The 20,991-nt window shown below is 72.8% G+C and carries 13 protein-coding genes and 2 pseudogenes; 4 read left to right on the top strand and 11 right to left on the bottom strand.

Translation table 11 applies throughout. From position 1 onward, the window contains the following. Positions 1-28 precede the first annotated feature (28 nt). From IE225_RS02350 to IE225_RS02335, 4 genes are read right to left on the bottom strand one after another with little or no spacing between them, the layout of a single operon-like run. Complete coding sequence (locus tag IE225_RS02350; protein ID WP_190055561.1) at positions 29-2,107, bottom strand: trypsin-like serine peptidase; 2,079 nt, start codon at positions 2,105-2,107, stop codon at positions 29-31. 1 nt (position 2,108) lies between these two features. Then, the gene (locus tag IE225_RS02345; RefSeq protein ID WP_190055560.1) at positions 2,109-3,962 is read right to left on the bottom strand and encodes a peroxidase family protein; all 1,854 of its coding nucleotides are present in this window, start codon (positions 3,960-3,962) and stop codon (positions 2,109-2,111) included. A 50-nt stretch (positions 3,963-4,012) separates the two neighbouring features. Then, a complete protein-coding gene (locus IE225_RS02340; RefSeq protein ID WP_190055559.1) occupies positions 4,013-5,923 on the bottom strand; it encodes a GMC family oxidoreductase in 1,911 nt (636 codons plus the stop codon). Beyond that, on the bottom strand, positions 5,920-6,348 hold the full coding sequence (locus tag IE225_RS02335) for a hypothetical protein (protein WP_190055558.1): 429 nt from the start codon (positions 6,346-6,348) through the stop codon (positions 5,920-5,922). Before IE225_RS02335 ends, IE225_RS02340 begins: the two co-directional genes overlap by 4 nt. Positions 6,349-6,719: 371 nt before the next feature. Here IE225_RS02335 and pulA point away from each other — a divergent pair, with 371 nt between their 5' ends. Then, the gene (pulA, locus tag IE225_RS02330; protein WP_190055557.1) at positions 6,720-12,116 is read left to right on the top strand and encodes a pullulanase-type alpha-1,6-glucosidase; all 5,397 of its coding nucleotides are present in this window, start codon (positions 6,720-6,722) and stop codon (positions 12,114-12,116) included. A 32-nt stretch (positions 12,117-12,148) separates the two neighbouring features. Next, entirely contained in the window at positions 12,149-12,514 is a 366-nt protein-coding gene (locus tag IE225_RS02325) for a 5-carboxymethyl-2-hydroxymuconate Delta-isomerase (RefSeq protein ID WP_190055556.1), read from the top strand. Here IE225_RS02325 and IE225_RS02320 read toward each other — a convergent pair. The 3 genes from IE225_RS02320 to IE225_RS02310 all read right to left on the bottom strand — a co-directional run bounded on the left by IE225_RS02320 (position 12,504) and on the right by IE225_RS02310 (position 15,908). Continuing rightward, complete coding sequence (locus tag IE225_RS02320; protein WP_190055555.1) at positions 12,504-13,193, bottom strand: TetR/AcrR family transcriptional regulator; 690 nt, start codon at positions 13,191-13,193, stop codon at positions 12,504-12,506. The two genes, IE225_RS02325 and IE225_RS02320, sit on opposite strands and share 11 nt — an antisense overlap. Positions 13,194-13,359: 166 nt before the next feature. Next, complete coding sequence (locus IE225_RS02315; RefSeq protein ID WP_190055554.1) at positions 13,360-15,291, bottom strand: hypothetical protein; 1,932 nt, start codon at positions 15,289-15,291, stop codon at positions 13,360-13,362. 80 nt (positions 15,292-15,371) lie between these two features. Beyond that, positions 15,372-15,908 carry a tetratricopeptide repeat protein gene (locus IE225_RS02310; RefSeq protein ID WP_190055553.1) on the bottom strand — a complete coding sequence of 179 codons (537 nt, stop codon included), beginning with the start codon at positions 15,906-15,908 and terminating at the stop codon, positions 15,372-15,374. 107 nt (positions 15,909-16,015) lie between these two features. Between IE225_RS02310 and IE225_RS02305 the strand changes: the two genes are divergently transcribed. Beyond that, positions 16,016-16,459 carry a hypothetical protein gene (locus IE225_RS02305; protein ID WP_190055552.1) on the top strand — a complete coding sequence of 148 codons (444 nt, stop codon included), beginning with the start codon at positions 16,016-16,018 and terminating at the stop codon, positions 16,457-16,459. Positions 16,460-16,719: 260 nt separating this feature from the next. Here IE225_RS02305 and IE225_RS02300 read toward each other — a convergent pair. From IE225_RS02300 to IE225_RS33680, 4 genes and pseudogenes are all read right to left on the bottom strand, one after another. Continuing rightward, positions 16,720-17,151 (bottom strand): annotated as a pseudogene (locus tag IE225_RS02300) (M23 family metallopeptidase); the annotation flags it as partial. Between the two features lie 316 nt (positions 17,152-17,467). Further along, positions 17,468-19,009: a DUF1996 domain-containing protein gene (locus IE225_RS02295; protein WP_190055551.1), complete on the bottom strand. Its 1,542-nt coding sequence runs from the start codon at positions 19,007-19,009 to the stop codon at positions 17,468-17,470. 454 nt (positions 19,010-19,463) lie between these two features. Then, entirely contained in the window at positions 19,464-20,105 is a 642-nt protein-coding gene (locus tag IE225_RS02290) for a winged helix-turn-helix domain-containing protein (RefSeq protein ID WP_190055550.1), read from the bottom strand. An 84-nt stretch (positions 20,106-20,189) separates the two neighbouring features. Next, complete coding sequence (locus tag IE225_RS33680; protein WP_268249982.1) at positions 20,190-20,312, bottom strand: hypothetical protein; 123 nt, start codon at positions 20,310-20,312, stop codon at positions 20,190-20,192. Between the two features lie 156 nt (positions 20,313-20,468). Between IE225_RS33680 and IE225_RS02285 the strand changes: the two are divergent. After that, positions 20,469-20,990, top strand: a pseudogene (locus tag IE225_RS02285) (hypothetical protein); the annotation flags it as partial. Between the last annotated feature and the right edge of the window lies 1 nt (position 20,991).

Genomic DNA, 20,991 nt, shown 5'->3' with positions numbered 1-20,991 from the left:
CGGCCGGGCCCGCCGCGTCCGCTCGCCGTCACCTGAGCGCGAGACGGCGGCCGATCTCCCCGGCGACCTCCGGGTGGGAGAGGTACTCCGCGATGCTGTGGGCCCGGTCGCGGGCGTTGACGACCGCCACGTCGGTCAGTCCGTCCGCCCAGTCGTCGGCCAGCGGGCATCCGATGGCCACCGCGTCGGCCGGGGACCACGCGTTGAGCCAGTCCGCCACCACGTCCGGCCGCTTCGGACCCCCGACGAGCAGCCTCTTGTACACGCTGTCCAGGCCGAGCGGGCTGCCCGCCGTGGTGAGGTGGACCGGGCGCACGGCGGGCGACAGGCGGGTGGTCAGGTCCAGGCCGACGACCGTGCCGAGGCTGTGGGTGACGAAGACCAGCTCCCCCTCCTCGGGCATCGTCTCCAGCACACAGTCCAGGACACTGTCCCGGATCCGCCGGTCGTCGAGGTACGCGGCCACGTCATGGAAGACCAGCGCGATGGACCAGGCGTCCAGATCGCTCCGCGCGGCCAGCCAGCCCAGTTGCCGCCGGAGGCGTCCCACGACGTCGTCGCGGCCGACCCGCTCGGCGCCCGGCTGTCGCTCCGGCGGGATGTTCCACCGGTCGGCGGCCTCGCCGACGAGCTCCTCGTACACCGCCCGCGCCGTCGGCGCGGCGGGAGCGACCACCTCCGCCGGGGAGAGACTCGTGGACTCGGTCACCCGTGGCACGGCCTCCCGCGCGGAGAGCGCCTGCACCAGCCGGTCGCCGTAGTACGGGAACCAGACGTCGGCCGGGTCGACGGGCGGGAGCCCGGCGCGGACGAGCCCCTGGTTGAGACCGGCGACCCATTCGCGCCGCAGGTTCTCCGGGTCCTTCCCCTCCTGCGAGCGCCCGTGCAGGAAGACGAGATGCCGCCTGCCGCCGAACGCGCCGTCCCGGGCGCGCAGCCCGGCGCGCGCCCCGGCCGCCGCGGCGACCGGCGGCGGTGCGGCGGCCTCGGCCACCGGTGCGGGTACGGCGGCTGCGGCGACCGGTGCGGGTACGGCGGCTGCGGGCGCCGCGGCAGGGGCGGCCGCCTCCGTGAGGGCCAGACCCGACTCCGGGCCCATCTCCGACAGGGGGCCCGACCGGGTACCGGGCGGCAGCTGGGCCAGGTGGCGCAGGATGGAGCTGATGCGTACGCCCTCGTTGGACACCCAGTCGACCGCGTCGTCGCCGTCACCGGGCTGCCACACCTGCCCGTCCGTGCGCAGGATGCGTCCCTGCTCGTCGGTCCTCGGCACCCCGCTGTGGTGCAGCGCGACGACCTCCCACTGGTCGTTGTAGACCGGGGACCCCGAGTTTCCGGGTTCGGTGTCCGTCCTGTAGTGGAGGAAGTCGTCCAGCCGCACCTGGAGCACGTTGTCGCGGACGGCGATCTCCTTCAGCCGTCCCATCGGATGGCCGATCACGTTGACCGGCTCCCCGATGACCAGCTTGCCCGGCTGGGCGCTGAGCCGGTTCCAGCCGAAGGTCTCCCCGGGCGGCCGCCCGTCCGGTCCGGGTGCGACCAGGACCAGGGCGTAGTCCAGGCCTTCGTCGGCCACGAAGAACCCGTCGGGATCCAGTTCCAGGCGCGCCGGCGGCTGCGGCGTGTTGTCGATCGTGACCTGGGCGTCGAACTCGACGAAGCACTGCCGGGCCGCCCTGGCGTCGGTGAGCACGTGATGGTTGGTCATCAGCAGGCGTGGCGACACCAGGAAGCCGGTGCCGAGCGGGAGTTCCCGGCCGTTCTCCCGCACCGATATCCGGGCGACGGTGCGCGCCGCCCGGGCACCGCGCGGCAGGAAGCTCCACGCCTGCAGTTCCTTGGACACCCCGAGGATGCGCTCATAGGCGTCGGGCGCGGCCAGCGGTTCCGCGCGCACGGCCTCCACGGCCAGCGCGGCGGACACCGCGTGCCGCTCCAGCAGTCGCGTGGCCCGCGCGGTGAGCGCCTGCCGGGAGTCCGGGAAGAGGACGCCCGCATCCCGCCGCCGCTCGATGGCCCGGCGCTCCTCGCTCGTCGCCCGGTACCGCTCGGCCGCCGCGGTGACCTGGCGTACGCGCTCCTGCCCGGCCCACTGGGTGGCTTTCATCTCAGGTCTCCTTCCGTGCGGCGGTGTGCCACGGCACGAAGGCGTTGGCCAGCCCGGAGAGGGGCGTGCGCAGCTGGGGATGATGGCGCAGCAGGACGGTGACCATGCTGTTGTCGTCGATCCAGGCCATGCCCGCCGGGGAGTAGACCTCGGGGGTGTAGTACTCGGTGAAGAAGCGGTCGCTGTTCAGCCGGCGCGAGGCCATCAGGATGAAGATGCGGAACGCCGTGTCGCTGAAGGCGAATCCGGCCGGCAGCTTCTCCGCGTACAGCCCGACCATCAGGTCGACCTTCTCGATGTCGCCGTCGTAGAGCCGCTCGATCTGCTCGGCCCACGCCGGATCGTGCGCGAGCTCCGTGAAGCTCGCCGCGGGCTTGAGCCCGAGCAGCCGCCGGAATTCGTTGTAGCGGGGCACCCCCAGCTCGCGCGAACGCAGGATGTCGGTGGCGGCGAGGTCCTGCAGATGACCGTCCGGCCGCTCGAACTCCTGCAGGAACCGCGGGAAGTTGTGCAGGGTGACCAGTCCGGGCGGGAGGGTGCCGAAGCTGTAGAGCAGGTCGGCCATCTTTGTGGTCTCCAGGAACTTCAGCGCTTCCGGGCCGGAGATGTCCCGCAGGGTGCAGTGACGCAGGGTCGTGTCGTCGGTGACGGAGCGCAGGTGCCAGTCGTCCCGGACGAGCGGGTGCATCCGGTAGACCGCCACGAACTCCTCGGTGAGCGCGTACGGGACGCCGTAGTGGTCCGTCTTGGCGCCGGGGATGCCGCTGATGACCTCGCTGTCGCTGATGCGGCCGAACAGGTGGTGGAGGCGTTCGCCCGCGATGCCCCACCAGTTGGCGCGCAGGGCCTTGACGGTGGTGGGGTGGCTGATCACGGCCGGTGTCCACTCCACGGTGTGGATCTTCGCGAGAAGCGCGGCGTTGACCAGCCGGGCCCGCTGGAACAGCTCCTCGTCGCCCCAGGACGGGTAGGCGGCGTGCAGGTGGTCGCAGATCGCGTTGTGCTCGCGGGTGAACAGGTCCTGCATCATGGCGAGGCCCAGCCAGAAGCCGGGTACGCGGGTGGGGTCCTGGGAGAGGTCGGCGGGGACGGGCGCCTGCTCGCCGTCCCACAGGTGCAGCTTGCCCCGTTCACCGGTGCGCAGTTGGTGCTGCTCCGCCGCGTTCCTCCCGTAGATCTGGGACGCGTCCCACCAGTGGGAGGACACGTTGACGCGGGTGTCCGGAGTGCCGGCGGGCGCGTGCGGGTCACGGGTCGGGTCGTCCGGGGTCCGCATGATGCGCAGGGGGCGTTCCGGCCACGGGTCGTCGTCCATCAGGGGCACTTCCCAGGGCCGGTCCGTGGGGCTCGTACCGTGGCTGAACCAGTCCCGGATCATGAACTGGAGCCAGGCGGCGACCAGGGAGTTGACGGACTCGGCGGCGATGAACCTGTCGCGGGTGAGCAGCGCGCGGCTGACCTCCCGCGGACTGGGCCGGGACAGTACGTCCTCGGGTGTGGCGGGTGCGATGGCCTCCAGCGGGATGTTCCGGCCGAAGCGGGTGCCCGCCATGCCCATGCGCGGATCGCTGAGGTCGTTGTGACTGCCGTCGGCGGTCCTGTTGACCTGGTGGCTCGCGGACGGGGGTGCGGGCTCGGGCGGGTCGACGGCGGGCAGCCGGCCGGTGTCGTACAGGTTCCTCTGCCGGAGCCTGACGCGCAGACCGAGCAGCGTCAGCAGGCCCGCGACGACCGGCAGTCTGTCCCAGCCCACGCGGCGGTCGACGTATGCGGCGGCGGCGGTGACGATCCGCCAGGGAAGTGATGTGCGGTATCCGGCCGGGGAACGCCGTCCGGTGCGTCGGTGCGTGCTCATGGGATGCTCCTCGAGTGGCTCCTGGTCGTGTCGCACGGCGGAGAGTGCGGTCAGGCGCGGCTGGTGTCGCCGAGGATCACGTCGCTCGCCTTCTCGCTGATCATGTAGATGGGAGCGGCGACGAAGAAGCCGGGGATGCGGGGGAAGACGGAGGCGTCGACGATCCGCAGACGGTCCGTCCCGCGCACCCGGAAGGCGCTGTCGACCACCGCCGAGGGATCGTCGGAATGCCCCATCCGGCAGGTACAGGACGCGTGGTGGCCCCACGCCTCGTCCTGGACGAAACGGCGGACGGCGTCGCGGTCGCCGACGTCCTCGCCGGGCCAGAGCTCCTTTTGGACAACGGGCCCGGCCTTGCGGTTCATGGCGCGTACGAACTCCACGGCGTCGGCCATCGCCTCCAGGTCCAGGCCGTCCTTGTCCGTTCCCTCGGTGAAGTAGTGGAAGTCGACGAGCGGGGTGTCGCGCGGGTCGGCCGAGCGCAGCCGGACCCGGCCCCCGGTGTTGTGGGTACGGCTCTTGAGGACGGCCCAGGTGAAGCGGTCCTTGTGCCGCGTCAGATCGAGGGAGTAGCCGGGGCGGTACCCCCGGAAGTCGAAGGGGCCGCCGAAGATGAACAGGTCGGGGGCGTCCAGGTCCGGGCGGGACGTGCGGGTGATGCCGAGGACGGCGCCGTTGGTGGTGTACAGGCCCTTGCCCTGCTGCCAGTCCCGGTAGCAGCGGTCCGGTTCGGTGCCGGGCCGCGGCGCGTGGAAGTCGCAGTCCCTGAGGACCGGGAACTCACGGTCCATCTGGCTGACCACGCCGACCTCGTACCGGTCCTGCAACTGCGCACCCACCCCGTGCGCACCGACCCGCACCGGAATGCCGTGCCGCCGCAGTTCCTCCGGCGGCCCGATGCCGGACAGCATCAGCAGCTGGGGGGTGTTGAAGGCGCCGGCGGCCAGGATCACCTCGCGGTCGGCGAGGACCCGGCGCAGCACCGGCGGCCCGGCTCCCGACCCGCCGCGGGGATCGGCGCGGTAGGCGTGCGCCTCGTCCAGGTAGTCGACGCCGGTCGCCGCGTTGTCCGCGTCCAGCACGACCCGGGTGGCCAGCGCATGGGTACGGACCACCAGACGGTCGGGATGATCCCGCTGCACGGCCTGGACGCGCTCGCGTACGGCGCTGCGCCGGCCGTTCGCCGTGGAGAGCGGGATCTGCCAGAGCCCTTGCAGGGCCTGGGTCTGCACCCGCCAGTCGTTGGGGTCGACGAAGGAGCCGAACCCCTCCAGCGGGGACAGCGGCCGGCCGAGGAAACCGGCCAGCGTCTCCTGTGCGGCGGAGAGGAGGACCTGCAGCAACTGCTTGTCCTGGACGGCCAGTTCGGGGTCGGCGAGGGCGGTGGGCAGCCAGCCGTCGAATCCGTGCCGGGCGTCGTTGCGGTACCGGGCCGACACGACGGGCAGGGCCCGGAGCAGCGCGGCCAGCAGCGGGTTGCCGGGCGGCTCCTTGGGTCTGGGCCGGTAGGTGCAGCGCTCGAGCCGCTCGAAGTACCGGCGCATGGCCGTGCTGTGCCAGGTCGCGTCGCCGGTCTCCTCGGCGATGGCGTCCCAGTCACGGTTGTACGGATAGACGGTGATCAGCGCATGGTGCGCGGTGCATCCGCCGACCGTTCCGGCACGGGGATAGAGGATGCCCTGGTCCGGGACCAGCTTGCTGTCGCGCCGCTGCTGCTGCTCGTCGGCGTAGTGCCGTACGAAGTAGTTCCAGCACTGGACGGGGTCCTCGGAGGCGTCGGCGTGGAACGCGGGCACGGAGTAGGTGTCGTTGGCGTCCGTACCGCCGGCGTCGAGGAGCAGGGTGCGCATGCCCGCACGGGCGAGGTTGGCGGCGAGCGGCCCGCCGCCCGCGCCGGCGCCGACCACGATGTAGTCGAAGCCGGTCTCGGCGGGGGGAGCCGTATCGGGCGTGGCGTTCATGTCCGCTCGTGCTTCGCCGAGTTGTTCTTCGAGGGGGTGCAGAGCGCGGCACTGGCGCCGGCGGCCAAGGCGGTGTTGACGGCCGAGATGAGCGTGGTCAGTACCGCGGTGCGTGGGGGGACGTGCCCGTGGACGCCGAGCGTGGCCGCCGTCGCGGTGTCACTGCCGTGGATCAGGACCCCCTCCAGCAGGTCGGCCCGCAGCCGGTCGCCGCTGTGGGTCAGCAGGTCGAGACCGAGCAGGACCGTGCGGATGCCGAAGAGCCGGAAGGCGTAGACGGCTGCCGGACCGGGCGGCTCCCGGTCGGGGTCGAACCGGCGGATGAGCAGCTCCGGTGTCAGCAGACCGGCGGCTCCGTTGAAGAGCCTGATGGCGGCAAGGAGGTAGACCGGGACAGGGCGGTGGGCTGAAGGAACCGTGGCCATGAAGTCTCCTGGTGTGATTCTCTCGGTGACCGGACCGACAGCCGCACCCCGACGACACGGGAGAGGGACACCCTGGACGCGCGTTCCACTTACCACGGTAGAGGGCCCGCCCCTCACCTGCATCCGGAGAGGACGGGTCCCCCTGCGGGCACACGGCCCCCGGTTGAAGCGTCAACAGGTGAGTTCCTGCCGAGCGCCCCGGGAAGGCGTCGTGGGCCGAGGAGCCGATGAAACGTCTTTCCATTGGTTTCAAGACTCTTGCTGAAAACTTTCGTCGGGCGGTACGGTCGCGCGGATGCCCGGCAGCGGAGCCGCGCCGCGGCGTAGGGGATCGGACCCGAAAGAGCCGTAATCGCTAGGAGTTCCCGCCTGTGATACCGAGATGGCCGGCGCCTCCCACGCGCCGTACCGCACCTTTGAGAAGGGCGGCGGCGCTGACCGTCGCCGCTCTCGCGGCCGCCCTCGTGCAGCCCCTCGCGGCCCATGCCGCCGCCCCGCCCCCGCCCCCGTCGGACGCGGCCCTGGCCGCGCAGCCCGCCCGGCACGACGCCACCCGCGAGCAGTTCTACTTCGTCCTGCCGGATCGTTTCGCCAACGGTGACGGCTCCAACGACCGGGGCGGCCTGACCGGTTCCCGCCCGACCACCGGCTACGACCCCACCGACAAGGGCTTCTACCAGGGCGGCGACCTCAAGGGCCTGACGAGGAGACTCGACTACATCAAGGGCCTGGGCACCACCGCCATCTGGATGGCCCCGATCTTCAAGAACCGCCCGGTGCAGGGCACCGGAAGCAACGCCTCGGCCGGCTACCACGGCTACTGGATCACCGACTTCACCCGGGTCGACCCGCACTTCGGCACCGACCGGGACCTGAAGAACCTCATCGCCAAGGCGCACGCCAAGGGCATGAAGGTCTTCTTCGACGTCATCACCAACCACACCGCCGACGTCGTCGACTACCAGGAGAAGGCGTACGACTACCTCTCCAAGGGCGCCTTCCCGTACCTGACGAAGGACGGGCGGCCCTTCGACGACGCCGATTACGCCGGCGGGGGCCGGAGGTTCCCCGCCGTCGACGCCGACTCCTTCCCGTACACGCCGCGGGCCACCGGCACCGGCAAGGTCCCGGCCTGGCTCAACGACCCGACGCTGTACCACAACCGGGGCGACTCGACGTACGCCGGCGAGTCGGCGACGTACGGCGACTTCGCCGGCCTGGACGACCTGTGGACCGAGCGTCCCGAGGTGGTCCGCGGCATGGAGCGGATCTACCAGCGCTGGGTGCGGGACTTCGGCGTCGACGGCTTCCGGATCGACACCGTCAAGCACGTGAACATGGAATTCTGGACCCAGTGGGCGACCGCGCTGGACCGGTACGCGGCCGCGCACGGACGGAAGCACTTCTTCATGTTCGGCGAGGTCTACTCCGCCGACACCAAGGTCACGTCCCCCTACGTCACCCGGGGCCGCCTGGACGCCACCCTCGACTTCCCCTTCCAGGACGCCGCCCGCGCCTACGTCTCCCAGGGCGGCAGCGCGCGGCGGCTGTCGAGCGTCTTCGGCGACGACTACAGGTACACGACCGACCAGGCCAACGCCTACGAGCAGGTCACCTTCCTCGGCAACCACGACATGGGCCGCATCGGGTACTTCCTGAAGCAGGACGACCCCGAGGCCACCGACGCCGAGCTTGTGAAGAAGGACCGGCTGGCCAACGAGCTGATGTTCCTCAGCCGCGGCAACCCGGTCGTCTACTACGGCGACGAGCAGGGCTTCACCGGCTCCGGCGGCGACAAGGACGCCCGCCAGACGATGTTCGCCTCCCAGGTCGCCGACTACCTCGACGACGACGAGATCGGCACCGCCCGCACCCATGCCAGCGACGCCTACGACACGAAGGCACCGCTGTACCGGCGGATCGCCGCCCTCTCCGAGCTCCGCCGGAACAACCCGGCCCTGACGGACGGCGTCCAGACCGAGCGGTACGCGGCCGACGGCGCCGGGATCTACGCCTTCACCCGCACGGACGCCCGAAGCGGCCAGGAGTACATCGTCGCGTTCAACAACGCGGCCGAGGCGAGGACCGCCACCTTCACCACCGGGTCCGCCGCGATGCGCTACCGGGGCATCTACGGGACCACGGCCCGGGTGAAGTCCGACCGCGACCGCAAGGTCACCGTCACCGTCCCGGCCGGCTCCGCCGTCGTCTACCGGGCCGCCGGCCCCCTCGACAAGCCCGCCACCCGGCCGACGATCACCCTCCGGGCCCCCGAAGCCGGAGCCACCGGCACGGTGGAGGTCACGGCCGACGTCGGCGGCGGCCGGCTCGACCGGGTCGTGTTCGCCGCCCAGACGGGCAACGGCAGGTGGCAGGTCCTCGGCTCCGCCGACCACGCCCCCTACAAGGTCACCCAGACCCTCGGCAGGGACGTGCCCGCCGGCACCCCCCTGCGCTACAAGGCCGTCGTCGTCGACTCGGCCGGGCACACCGTGAGCGCCACGGCGAGCAGCACCACCGGCACCCCGCCCGCGCCCGAGGTCCCCCGGGCCTCCTTGCGGGACTACGCGGTCGTCCACTACCGGCGCGCCGACGGCGCCTACGGCGACTGGGGCCTGTACGCCTGGGGCGACATCGCCGACGGCGAGGCGACCACCTGGCCGGCCGGCCACCCCTTCATCGGGCGGGACGCCTGGGGCGCCTTCGCCTACGTCAAGCTCAAGCCCGGCGCGTCCGGCGTCGGCTTTCTGATCGTCGACAAGGACGGAAACAAGGACGTCTCCGCCGACCGGAGCATCGACGTCACGAAGACCGGCGAGGTGTGGGTCGAGCAGGGCAAGGCCGACGTCCTCACCCGGCGGCCCGACTACCCGGCCCAGGACACGACCAGGGCGATCCTCCACTACCACCGCGCCGACGGGGACTACGACGGCTGGGGCCTGCACGTCTGGACGGGCGCCGCCACCCCCACCGACTGGGCGGACCCGCTGAAACCGGTGAAGACTGATGCCTATGGCGCGGTCTTCGAGGTACCGCTCACCGAGGGTGCCACCAGTCTCGGCTACATCATCCACAAGGGCGACGAGAAGGACCTCGCCGCCGACCAGTCCCTGGACCTCAAAGCGAACGGCTACGAGGTGTGGCTGGTGAACGGCCAGGAGAAATACCTGCTCCCGCAGCCGGCGGGCGCCGCCGCCGCGCTCGACCTGTCCACCTCCAAGGCGGTCTGGATCGACCGGGACACGGTGGCCTGGAACGGCGTCGACGGCGCCGCCTCCACCCAGCTCCTGTACTCCCGCGACGGCTCGATCACCGTCCACGACGGGACGCTGACCAGCGACGACGAGCGCTGGATCCGGCTGAACAGGACCACGCTGACCGACGCCCAGAAGGCGAAGTTCCCGCACCTGAAGGACTACACCGCCTGGTCGGTCGACCCGCGGGACCGGGACCGGGTGCGCGAAGCGCTCAAGGGCCAGCTCGTCGCCTCGCAGCGCGCCGCCAACGGCGCCGTGCTGGCCGCGACCGGCGTGCAGATCGCGGGCGTGCTCGACGACCTGTACGCCGGCGCGACGAAGGCGCGGCTCGGGCCGGTGTTCCACGACGGCAGGCCGACGCTCTCCGTCTGGGCGCCGACGGCCCGGTCCGTCCGCCTCGACCTCGACGGCCGCGCGGTGCGCATGCACCGGGACGACACCACCGGCGTCTGGTCCGTCACCGGCCCGGCCTCCTGGAAGGGCAAGCCCTACCGGTACGTGGTGAAGGTCTGGGCGCCCAGCGTCCGCAGGATGGTCACCAACGAGGTCACCGACCCGTACTCGGTCGCGCTCACCGCCGACTCCGCACGCAGCCTCGTCGTCGACCTGGACGACGCCTCCCTCGCGCCGCGCGGCTGGTCCACCCTGCGCAAGCCCAGGGCCGTACCGTTGAAGGACGCGCAGATCCAGGAGCTGCACATCCGGGACTTCTCGATCGCGGACGGCACCGTCCCGGCGAAGGACCGGGGCACCTACCTCGCCTTCACCGACAAGAACAGCGACGGCTCCCGGCACCTGCGGGCGCTCGCCGAGGCCGGCACCTCCCACGTCCACCTGCTGCCCGCCTTCGACTTCGCCACCGTCCCCGAGAAGAAGGCCGACCAGGCGAGGACCGACTGCGACCTGGCCGCCTACCCGCCCGACTCCGACCGGCAGCAGGAGTGCGTGGCGAACATCGCCGCACAGGACGCCTACAACTGGGGCTACGACCCGTACCACTACACCGTCCCCGAGGGCTCCTACGCCACCGACCCCGACGGCACCGCCCGCACCGTGCAGTTCCGCAGCATGGTCAAGGCACTCAACGAGGACGGCCTGCGGGTCGTCATGGACGTCGTCTACAACCACACCGCGGCCGGCGGCCAGGCGGACACCTCCGTCCTGGACCGGATCGTGCCCGGCTACTACCAGCGGCTGCTGGCCGACGGATCGATCGCGAACAGCACCTGCTGCGCCAACACCGCGCCCGAGAACGCGATGATGGGCAAGCTGGTCGTGGACTCGATCGTCACCTGGGCCAAGGAGTACAAGGTCGACGGGTTCCGCTTCGACCTGATGGGCCACCACCCGAAGGCCAACATCCTCGCCGTGCGCAGGGCGCTGGACGCGCTGACCCCCGAGAAGGACGGCGTCGACGGCAAGAAGATCATCCTGTACGGCGAGGGCTGGAACTTCGGCGAGGTGGCCGACGACGCCCGGTTCACGCAGGCCACCCAGCGGAACATGGCCGGCACCGGCGTCGCCACCTTCTCCGACCGCGCCCGCGACGCGGTGCGCGGCGGCGGCCCCTTCGACGCCGACCCCCGCGTCCAGGGCTTCGCGTCGGGCCTGTACACCGACCCCAACTCCTCCGCCGCCAACGGCACCAGGGAGGAGCAGAGGGCCCGGCTGCTGCACTACCAGGACCTCATCAAGATCGGTCTGACCGGAAACCTCGCCCGGTACCGCTTCACCGACAGCGGCGGCAGAGAGGTCACCGGCGCCGAGGTCGACTACAACGGCTCGCCCGCCGGCTACGCGGACGCGCCCGGCGACGCCCTCGCCTACGTGGACGCGCACGACAACGAGTCGCTGTTCGACGCCCTCGCCTACAAACTGCCCGCCGCCACGAGCGCGGCCGACCGGGCCCGGATGCAGGTCCTGGCGATGGCCACGGCCGCCCTCTCCCAGGGCCCGTCCCTCTCCCAGGCCGGCACCGACCTGCTGCGCTCGAAGTCCCTGGACCGCAACTCCTACGACAGCGGCGACTGGTTCAACGCCATCCACTGGAACTGCGCCGACGGCAACGGCTTCGGACGCGGACTGCCCATGGCGGCCGGCAACGCCGACAAGTGGCAGTACGCCAGGCCGCTGCTGAGCACGGTCCGGGTCGGCTGCCCGCAGATCACCGGCGCCTCGGCCGCCTACCGGGACCTGCTGAGGATCCGCACGACGGAGCAGGCGTTCTCCCTCGGCACGGCCGCGCAGGTGCAGGACCGGCTGTCCTTCCCGCTGTCCGGCAGGGACGAGACGCCGGGGGTGATCACCATGGAACTCGGCGACCTGGTCGTCGTGTTCAACGCCACCCCGCAGCGGCAGGAGCAGCGGATCGCCGGCCTCGCCGGGACCCGCTACCGGCTGCACCCGGTGCAGGCGGAGGGCGCGGACGAGGTGGTGAGGACCGCGTCGTACGACACGGCGAGCGGCACCTTCACCGTGCCGGCCCGCACGGTCGCGGTGTTCAGGAAATAGGGTGGCCCCGTCGCCGCGGAACAGGAGCGTCCATGCCGCAGATCACCGTCGACTACTCCGACACCCTGGCCCCCGCCTTCGACCGGGCCGGCTTCGCCCGGGTCCTGCACACCAGGCTGGTGGAGATCGCGGCGGCGAGGCCCGAGGCGTGCAAGACGCTCTTCCGCCGCTGCGAGTTCACCGCGGTCGGGCTCGGCGAGGAGGGGCATGCGGTCGTCCACGTCACCGTCGGGCTGCTGGCCGGGCGCACCGACGAGACCAAGGCGAAGCTGACCGAGGCCGTCCTGGAGGCGCTGCGGGAGCACGTGCGGACCGACCTGGTCGCCCTGCACGCCTCCGCCGAGGTCCGCGACCTCGACCCGTCGTACCGGAAGTCCGAGACCCCGGTCAGGAGGTGAAGTCCGCCAGCCGGGCCACCAGGTCGGCGAACGGGCCGTCGGGCGGCTCGTCCTTGAGCATGCGGCGCAGCAGGACGCCCATCTCCTCGTCGTAGGCGGCGCTGACCGCGGTGAGGACGGCGAAGTCGTGGACCAGCTGGACCTCCAGCTCGGCCCGCGGGATGCGCCGCCCGTCCAGCCAGATCAGCGCCGTCGACTCGACGAGCGAGATCCAGGAGCGGACGACCAGTTCCAGGCGCGCGGGCGGGTGTTCCACCTCCAGGTGCGCCAGGATCTGGTCGTACGCGGCCTGCCGCACGGCGTCGATGAGCGCGTTGGTGGTGGTGGAGCCGACGGCGGGACCGCCGCGCATGAGGGCGGAGAAACCGGGGCCGTGCTCGTCGACGAAGTCGAAGAAGCGGCGCATCACGCGCAGCAGGCGCGCGCCGAGCGGGCCCCGGCGGGGCTCCACGAACCGGCTCGCCAGATCCTCCGAGGCACGCTTCAACGCCGCCTCGTACAGGCTGAGTTTGCCGGGGAAGTAGTGGTACACCAGCGGGCGGGAGATGCCCGCGGCCGAGGCTATCTCGTCGATGGAGACCTCGTCGGGCGAGCGTTGGCTGAACAGTTCGAGGGCGACGCCGATCAACTGCTGCCGCCGCTCCTCGACTCCCATTCTGCGGCGAACCCCGGTAGTCATGCGCACACCTTACCGATCAGATCCAGCCTTGACCGGTCCGGATCTCTCACGGGTGTTCGCATCCGCCCGAAGCCCGCCCCCGTGTGCGCGGCACCGGCGCCCGCCGGTGCGCCGCCGAGGCCGGTCGGTGTGTCGCGGAGGCCGGTCGGTGTGCCGCCGAGGCCCGTCAGCGCAGCGCGCCGATCGTCCGGCCGTCGTCCAGCGTGCCCTTGAGGACGGCGGTCGCGCCCCGCCGGGCCCGCACGGCGAGCAGCGGACCTTCGGCGCGCGCGGTGACATCGCCGGTGACGCGGAGCGACGCGGTGTCCCGGCCGCCCGCGGCCAGCAGGTACCAGGAGCCGGACCGCGCCTTCCACAGCACCCCGGCCAGCACGTGCGCCGCGCGCGGGCCGCAGGCGGTCGAGGTGTCCGACCGCGCCACGACCGCCCCGTGCGCCCGGCCGGGCGTGCGGAACTGCGCCAGCGTGCGCGCCCCGTCGCCGCGCCAGGTCTCGGCCCGGGTGCACACCCAGGACGCCGACCCGCCGCCCTCGGGCAACGGCTGCCCGGCGAACGCCCAGGCGTTGACCGAGCGCACGCCCAGGCCGCGCGCGGCGGCCAGCGAGCAGCCGTACGGCGACCAGGTGCGCAGCGCCTCCGCACCGGCCGCCTCCCGCGGCGCGCCGGGGCGGCCCGCGGTGAGGTGCGCCGGGACGAGTTCGCCGAGGTCGGTGAAAAGACGCGTGCCGCCGGCGTCGGTGAGCTGCAGCACGTTCCACGACGTGCAGGCGCTGGCGCGCCGGAAGGGGCCGGCCAGCGGCCCGGTCACGCCGTGGGCGAGGCCCAGGTCCATCGCGCCGGCGGACGGCTTCAGCAGGTCCCGCTCGGCGGCCCGCGTCACCCACGGGGCGGTCAGGTAGCGGACGTTGCCGTCGGCGCGGCCGAGGACCAGGGCCTCCGCCTCGGCGCCGGTCGCGCCGTCGACGCGGGCGAGGTCCAGCACGGCACCGGCCGTGGAGTCCTCCGGCTCGGCGTAGCGGGCGATGCGCAGCCCGTCGTGGAAGAGCACCACGCGGGCGCCGTCGACGTCGCCCGCGTACAGCAGTTGCGGTGGTCCGGCGGGGCCGCCGGTGGGCGTGCCGGGGGTGGCCGAGACGCGCACGGTCGCGCCGGGGCGGGCCCACACGGCCAGGGCGCGGCGCAGCAGCGCCCGGTCGCCGGTGCGGTCGCCGCGGGCCGGCCACACGGAGAAGCCGGTGCGCGCCGCGGTGCGCCACGCGGTGGGGGAGGCCCGAGTGACCCGGCCGGGGTCCAGGGCGGCCTCGGCGGCCGGGTTGCGCGCGTACGGCGGGGCGGCCGCGCCGTCGGCGCCCCGGCCGCCGTCGGACCGGGCGACCAGCGCACCGCACACGGCGAGGGCCGCCGCGGCGGTGAGCGCGGCCCGCGCGTGCCGGCGCCGACGCATCAGGTCGGTGGGCCGGGCCTGCAGCGAGCACGGATCGAACTCGGGGGAGTCCAGCAGCGCGTACCGCTCGGGAACCCCGTCGGCCTCGCGCAGCGCCGCATCCGGGTCGGCGGCGCCCGCCGCGGCCAGCACCTCGCGCACCTTCTCGTCGGGCAGCTTCTCCAGGCCGCGCAGGACGTAGGCGGCCCGGCCCGCCGCGGACAGCGCCGACAACCGCTGATCCAGGGCGAGTTCGTCGGCGCCGCCGGAGCGCGGGAACAGCCTCAGTCCCCACACCTGCGGCAGCGGTGACGGGAGCCGGTCCCGCCCGGGCCACGCCCGGCGTCCGCCCGCCCGGCCCGCGGCCAGCGCCGCGCGCAGCACCCGCAGGCGGACGCAGGCGTACCCGGGGTCGCCGTCGCGGCCGGTGGACTGGGCCGGGATGACGGGGGCGGGCGTCCTGCCGCGGGGCAGGGCACGCTGGGCGAGCGCGTGCGCGGTCAGGACGCGCCGGTGCCGGCCCGGGCCCGCCGGCAGCACCAGGTAGGCGAGGCGGACGAGCCGCGGATAGTGCTCGACGAGCGCGGCCTCGGCCTGCTCGACGTCGACGGCCGGACCCGGCGGGCCGGGCCGGCCGGCGGGGGCGGAGTGCTGGGCGACATCCTGTGACTGCACGTCCGGCGCAACGAGCGGGACGTGATTCGGTCACCGGTCGTCGGTCATCGGTCGCCGGTCGCGTCGGTCGCCGGGTGACGTCACTGCCGCGGGTTGACGAGCGCCCGCGCGTAGTTCCTCATCGACCGTTGGTAGCGCGGCAGATGGCCGGCGAGCGCCTCCAGCACCAGCGACAGGCCCTCCCGGTCGCGGCCCAGACTCGACAGGCACAGGGCGAGCGTGGCGCGCACGGCGTCGTCCAACTCGTCCGACGGGGCGTCGAGTTCGGGGGTGAGAAGGGCGACGCCCTCCTCCGGACGCCCGATGTTCCGCAGCGAGCTGGAGAGCTGGATCTTCGCGCGGCGGGCCCGGTAGCCGCTCAGGCCGCGGGCGAGCGCCTCCCGGTACAGCGGGACGGCCTTGTCGGAGCGGCCGGTGGAGTCCCACGCGCAGGCCCGCTCGAACGGGCCGAGCGGGCTGTCGTCGGGCAGTTCGGCCACGAGCGCGTCGATCACCGCACGGAACCGCGGCGCCTCGTCCTCGGCGTAGTCGTCGAAGGCGGCCCACGCGGCGGCCACGCGGTCTTCCCAGTTCTGGTTCACCGGCACACTGTGGCACGGGCGCGAGGCCGGAGGCATCCGGTTTTGAGCGGGCGGCGGCCCGCGGACGTATCGAAGAGCGGGCCCCGGGCACGGGGTCGGCGGCGGCATGCCCCGGTGCCGCCGGAGAGGACCGGAGGAGACACATGAGGGTGACCCGACCGATGCTCGCGGCCGTCGGCGCCGCGGCCGTGCTGGCGCTGGCGGGCTGCGGCAGCGAGGACGCAGGCGGGTCGAAGGTGCCGCCGACGGCGACCGGCAGCCTGGAGAGCCTGGCCGCCGAGGTGAAGTGCAAGCCGGACATCCAGACCGACGCCGACACGATCCGGCAGGCCATCTGCCACAACCCCGACGGGAAGTTCGTACTGGCCACCTTCGCCACCGACCGCGGCCAGCGCGAGTGGATCAACCAGGCCGAGGACTACGGCGGTTACTACCTGGTCGGCCGCAAGTGGGTCGCCGTCGGCGACGACGGGGTGGTCACGGCGCTGCGCGGCCGGCTGGGCGGGACCATCGAGCAGGGGATGCACCACTCCGGCGGGAGCGGCGGGGGACACGGGGCCATGGGCTCCGGTCACGACGGGGGCTGACCCGCGGGGTGGGGCCCGCGGCGGGTTGCTGCGGCGGGGGTGTTGCGGTGGGGGTGCCGCCACGGCCGGGCCGCGGGCGCGGCGAGGGCGGTGCGGGGCCGGGCGGCCGGGACGGCCGGGCGGTCGCCGTGGCCGCCGTTCCCGCACCGCGGGTCCGCTCCGGCCCGTCTCGGGGCGACCGCCCCTTCACCGGTGGTGCGGGGCCCGGGCGCCGGCGGCCCGGGCCGGCGGGTGCGGTGCAGCGGGTGCGGTGCGGCGGGTCAGCAGACGGGGACGCCGGGGAGCTGGGCCGCGGGGTTGTCGATGTAGATGTTGCTGATGAAGCCGTTCTGGTCGCGGAGCTTGCTCCACCAGTTGTTGGTGTAGCCCTCGGCGTTGACCGTGTCGCCCTGCTTCTGGCACAGGACCCGGACGCTGGTGGGGCCGCTGAGGGGGGTGACCACCGGCGCGCTCAGGTATGCGTCGCTGCGCACCCGGACCCCGCTGCCCCAGGTCGTGAACGGCACGCCGGCGCCGCCGCAGCCGTTGTCGCTGGTGAGGAAGTACTGGTGGGAGCTGCCGGGGCAGGCGAGCGCACCGCCGTTGATGCGGATGTCCTGGCCGACGCCGTTGTAGAGCTGCTCGTAGTGGATGTGCGGGCCGGTGGAGTTGCCGGTGCTGCCGGTGGTGCCGATCTGCCGGCCCTGCTCGACGTGGGTGGAGGCTGAGGACCGTCTCCCACAGCGGGTCGGGCCCGCGGGCGACCCGCAACCGGCCCAACGCTCCTTCGTCGAAGTCCACTTCGAGCACCGTGCACACCCCCGAGGCAGGGACGCGGCCATCGTGCGGTCCGTGGCTCACCGCGGTCAACCGCCGTTCGCGGCGGGGGAGCGGGCCGGGACACGGGAAGGCCGGTGGCGGGCACAGGAAGGCCGGTGGCGGGCACAGGAAGGCCGGTGGCGGGAGGGGGGTCCGCCACCGGCCTTTTGTCGGCGGGCCGGAAGCGTTTCCGGCCCGCCGGTCAGCGGGTCAGGAGCACCGCCGACCCGAGTTGATGCACTGCACCACGCGGTTCATCAGGTTGTCGGACATGACGTTGATGAAGTCGTCGTGGTCGGTGGCCGCCTTGTGCAGCTGCTCCGGGAAGCCGTCCACCGCGTAGGCGTTCTTCACCTGGCCGTTCTCGATGGTCGGCCGCGGAACGCTGTACACCAGCCGCATCGTCAGCTGCGGGATCGCCTTGAAGCCGTTCTGGCAGTTGCCGTTGGCGTCGGCGAAGGCCACGTGCGTGCGGTGGTTGGCGCTGTCGATGTTCTGGCCGTCCCAGCAGCTCTGGAAGGCGAACGTGCGCACCACGTCGCTGCCCTGCGGGCAGATCGGGTACTTGTCCGTCAGCTGCACCTTGTTCTCGAAGCCGGTGCAGCTCCAGTGCGCGTTGGCGTTGGCCAGGCCGTTGGTGGTGGTCTTGGCGTCACCGGTGATGATGCGCAGGAACTTCGGCATCGCCACGACCTTGCTGGTGGGGCTGCCGACGTACTTGATCTGCGCCTGCTTGGCGGTCAGGATCCGGCCGACGTTGCCCTCCTTGCCGCCGCCGTCCGCGTTCTGGTCGAAGTCCTGCGTGCCGTCCTGGACGCGCAGCACCGGCCAGTAGTACGCCGACTTGTCCTGCTGGTTCTGGCAGCTGGTGCCGCTCGCGTCCAGCGAATCGTTGGTGGAGAAGGCGTTGACCTTCTGGTTGCCGACATAGTCGTGCAGGTGGTGCGCACCGTTGGTCACGCCGGGCGCCACGATCACGTTGTCGGTGTTGAAGTTCTTGTTCGCGTTCACCCCGCAGCGCGTGGTGAACGAGCCGGTCGAGGCGTTGGCCGTCCGCTGCGGCTTGGCCGGGACGTTGGGCTGGACCTTCGTGATGTCGACGAAGTCGGCCGCGGTCGGGCCGTTGCCGGCCTGGCCGCCGATGCCGCCCTGCTGCCCGCCGTTCTGCTGGCCGCCGTTCTGCTGGCCGCCGTTCTGCCCGGTGCCCGGCTGGGCGCTCTGGCCGCCGTTCTGCTGCTGACCGCCGTTCTGCTGCTGGCCGCCGCCGGCGGTGGTCTGGTTGGCGGTGGTGCCGTTGCAGGGGGCCAGGCGGCTCACCGAGATGGTGAATCTGCCACCCACCCGCTGGATGTTGATTTTGATCCGGTTGATCGTCGCGGCCCGCTTCTCCTTGAGCGGGCTGAGGATGGCGTTCTGGACGAAGCTCGGGTCCTTGGCCTGCGCCTGCCGCGTGGAGGCCAGACGGGCGTACGCATCGGTGATCTGCCGGTCGAGGTTCGCCAGCTCCTTGTCGACGCCGGACCGGGCCCTGCTCGGCACGCTCGTCAGCTTCTGGCCGACGTCCGGGCAGGAGATCGTCGCCACCTGCGCGCCGGCTGCCTTGGTCTGGTTCTGCCACGAGTTGTTCTCCTCGTGCGCAGAGGCGTAGAAGTTCGCCCAGATCAGCCCGCCCCCACCGAGCGCTAGGGCCGCCGATGCGGCTATGGCCTTGGTGGCCAGCGGCGTACGGCGTTTTCGTGTGTTGCGTCCCATGGAACTCCTCTGACTTCCTTGCGGGGCATCCCTTGCGGGGCATCGAGGCGCCCGACAGGAGTGAAGCGGCTCCTCTCCATACGGACCGCGCCCCGGGAGTGTTCAGCCCGCTCGGAAATCAATGAGTGAACGCGCGCACCAATCGTTCGCAACACCCCCATAAAAGACGGGAGTTGTGATCCGCAGAACGTCCGGCGGACCGGGCCGCGACCCAGGCCGCAGCCCAGGCTGCGGCCCTGGTCGCGGCAGGTGGGCGCCGCCGGGACCCGGCGGTCGCCGCCGCCGGGGGACCCCCGGGCCGAGCCCGGCGAAGACGCCGAACGTGTGCTTCGTCACAGCCCGCTCGGCGACGGTGGGCCGGTCGGCGATCGCCTGGTCCGGCCGGCCCCGCGCCCTCGGCTCCGGCACCCCGCTCACCCGGCGTCAGGCGGGCCGCCAGGTGCCGGATCCGGCGTCAACGGCCGGTCGGCGGCACGTACTTGTAGCCCACGCGGCGCACCGTCTGGATCGCCTGGCGGTGCTCGGCGCCGAGCTTGCGGCGCAGACGGGCGATGTGGACGTCGACCGTACGGCCGTCGCCCACGTGCCCGTAGCCCCACACCGTGGTGACCAGCTGGTCGCGGGTGTGCACCCGGTGCGGGTGCGCCACCAGGTGCGCGAGCAGTTCGAACTCCAGGTAGGTCAGGTCGAGTCGGCGCCCGGCGACCTCGGCGACGCGCTGCGCCGGGTCGATCCGCACGAGCGGGTCGCCGTGGCCGTCGCCACCGGCCGGGTCCTCCCGGTCCTCCCGGTCCGGCCGCGGCCGGACCGGCGCCGCCACCGACGGGAACGGCGGCTGCTGGTCGGCCGGGACGAGCACCAGGTAGCCGATCATCGGCGGGTGGCCCGGCAGGGCGGGCAGGGCGTGCTGCGGAGCCGGCAGCCAGGTCGCGCCGGGCGGCAGCAGATCGGTGACGTCCACCACCTCGTCCCGCCCGACGGCGCGCAGCCGGTGCCGGGCGGAGCCGTTCGGGTCGGGGGCAGTCGGGACGGTCGGGGCGGCCGGGGCGGCCGAAGCGGTCAGGGCGGCGGTGGAGACGGGACGGGTGGTCGCCATGTCGGGTCAGCTCTTTTCGCGCGAAGAGGGCGTCGGAAGGGGACGTACGTCGTCTCGCGCTGGCCGGAGGCCGGATGTACGGCGCTACAGGGCCCGCGCGTTCGTCGCGCGGCGACACACCCGGTCGAAGTCGTGGTGCTGACGGGAGGGCCAGAAGGGCTCGAGGTCACGGCGACCTGTCGCGGCGTACTTCTGGATGCTGGCCATGGCCCCATTGAAGCAGACGTGTCCGCCGGGCAGGACCCTTCTCTCACCATTCGGATCACCGGGTGGGAACGGAAAGGGGGCGTCCACCTCGTGATGGACGCCCCCGGGGGAGCCGTGGGGCCGGGCCGGATTGGGCCGGGCCGGGTCGGCCTTCCCCTGCGCGTCCTGGCCCGGGTGCGCCGCCTGTTCCTCCTGGACCCGACCGGATGCTTCGCCGGGTTCAAGGCGGCGTACCTGCTGCACGCGCTGCCGATGCTGCTGCGGCCGGCCCCTCGCCGGGTCCGCGCGTTCCTGGAGTGGGAGAGCGGGGGAGCGGGGGAGCGGTCCTGGACCCCGACTGGGTGGCCCTGCAGGAGGCCGCCGCCGGTTTCCCCGCCGTCCGGCCGGTGACCGGCCCGCGCCCGGCGCCGCAGGCCCTGCGGGCCCTCGAGGTGCCGGTCCTGCTGCTCGTGGCCGCGAACGGCAGGGTCCATGATCCATGGCAGGGCCCATGATCCGGGCGAGGTGGCGGCCCGGGCCGCCGCGCTGCTGCCGCACGTGGAGACCGCCGTCCTGCCGGACGTCTCCCTCCCCCGAGCTCTCGACTTCGCTCGAGCAGGGGGGACCCCCATCGTGCTGCCCCAGTCGGCGCCGGACGGCCTGGCCGACCGCCTCACCGCGTTCCTGTCCGGGCCCTGAG

Origin of the sequence: Streptomyces echinoruber, assembly GCF_014651135.1 — a bacterium.
GTDB lineage: Bacteria > Actinomycetota > Actinomycetes > Streptomycetales > Streptomycetaceae > Streptomyces > Streptomyces echinoruber.
The sequence above is the reverse complement of the archived record's forward strand: the minus strand, read 5'-3'. Positions and strand labels throughout refer to the sequence as shown.

Bases quoted from the DNA above. Each gene is read 5' to 3' on its own strand.
- IE225_RS02350 (WP_190055561.1), bottom strand. From the start codon at position 2,107: ATGAAAGCCACCCAGTGGGCCGGGCAGGAGCGCGTACGCCAGGTCACC.
- IE225_RS02345 (WP_190055560.1), bottom strand. From the start codon at position 3,962: ATGAGCACGCACCGACGCACCGGACGGCGTTCCCCGGCCGGATACCGC.
- IE225_RS02340 (WP_190055559.1), bottom strand. From the start codon at position 5,923: ATGAACGCCACGCCCGATACGGCTCCCCCCGCCGAGACCGGCTTCGAC.
- IE225_RS02335 (WP_190055558.1), bottom strand. From the start codon at position 6,348: ATGGCCACGGTTCCTTCAGCCCACCGCCCTGTCCCGGTCTACCTCCTT.
- IE225_RS02325 (WP_190055556.1), top strand. From the start codon at position 12,149: ATGCCGCAGATCACCGTCGACTACTCCGACACCCTGGCCCCCGCCTTC.
- IE225_RS02320 (WP_190055555.1), bottom strand. From the start codon at position 13,193: ATGACTACCGGGGTTCGCCGCAGAATGGGAGTCGAGGAGCGGCGGCAG.
- IE225_RS02310 (WP_190055553.1), bottom strand. From the start codon at position 15,908: ATGCCTCCGGCCTCGCGCCCGTGCCACAGTGTGCCGGTGAACCAGAAC.
- IE225_RS02305 (WP_190055552.1), top strand. From the start codon at position 16,016: ATGAGGGTGACCCGACCGATGCTCGCGGCCGTCGGCGCCGCGGCCGTG.
- IE225_RS02295 (WP_190055551.1), bottom strand. From the start codon at position 19,009: ATGGGACGCAACACACGAAAACGCCGTACGCCGCTGGCCACCAAGGCC.
- IE225_RS02290 (WP_190055550.1), bottom strand. From the start codon at position 20,105: ATGGCGACCACCCGTCCCGTCTCCACCGCCGCCCTGACCGCTTCGGCC.
- IE225_RS33680 (WP_268249982.1), bottom strand. From the start codon at position 20,312: ATGGCCAGCATCCAGAAGTACGCCGCGACAGGTCGCCGTGACCTCGAG.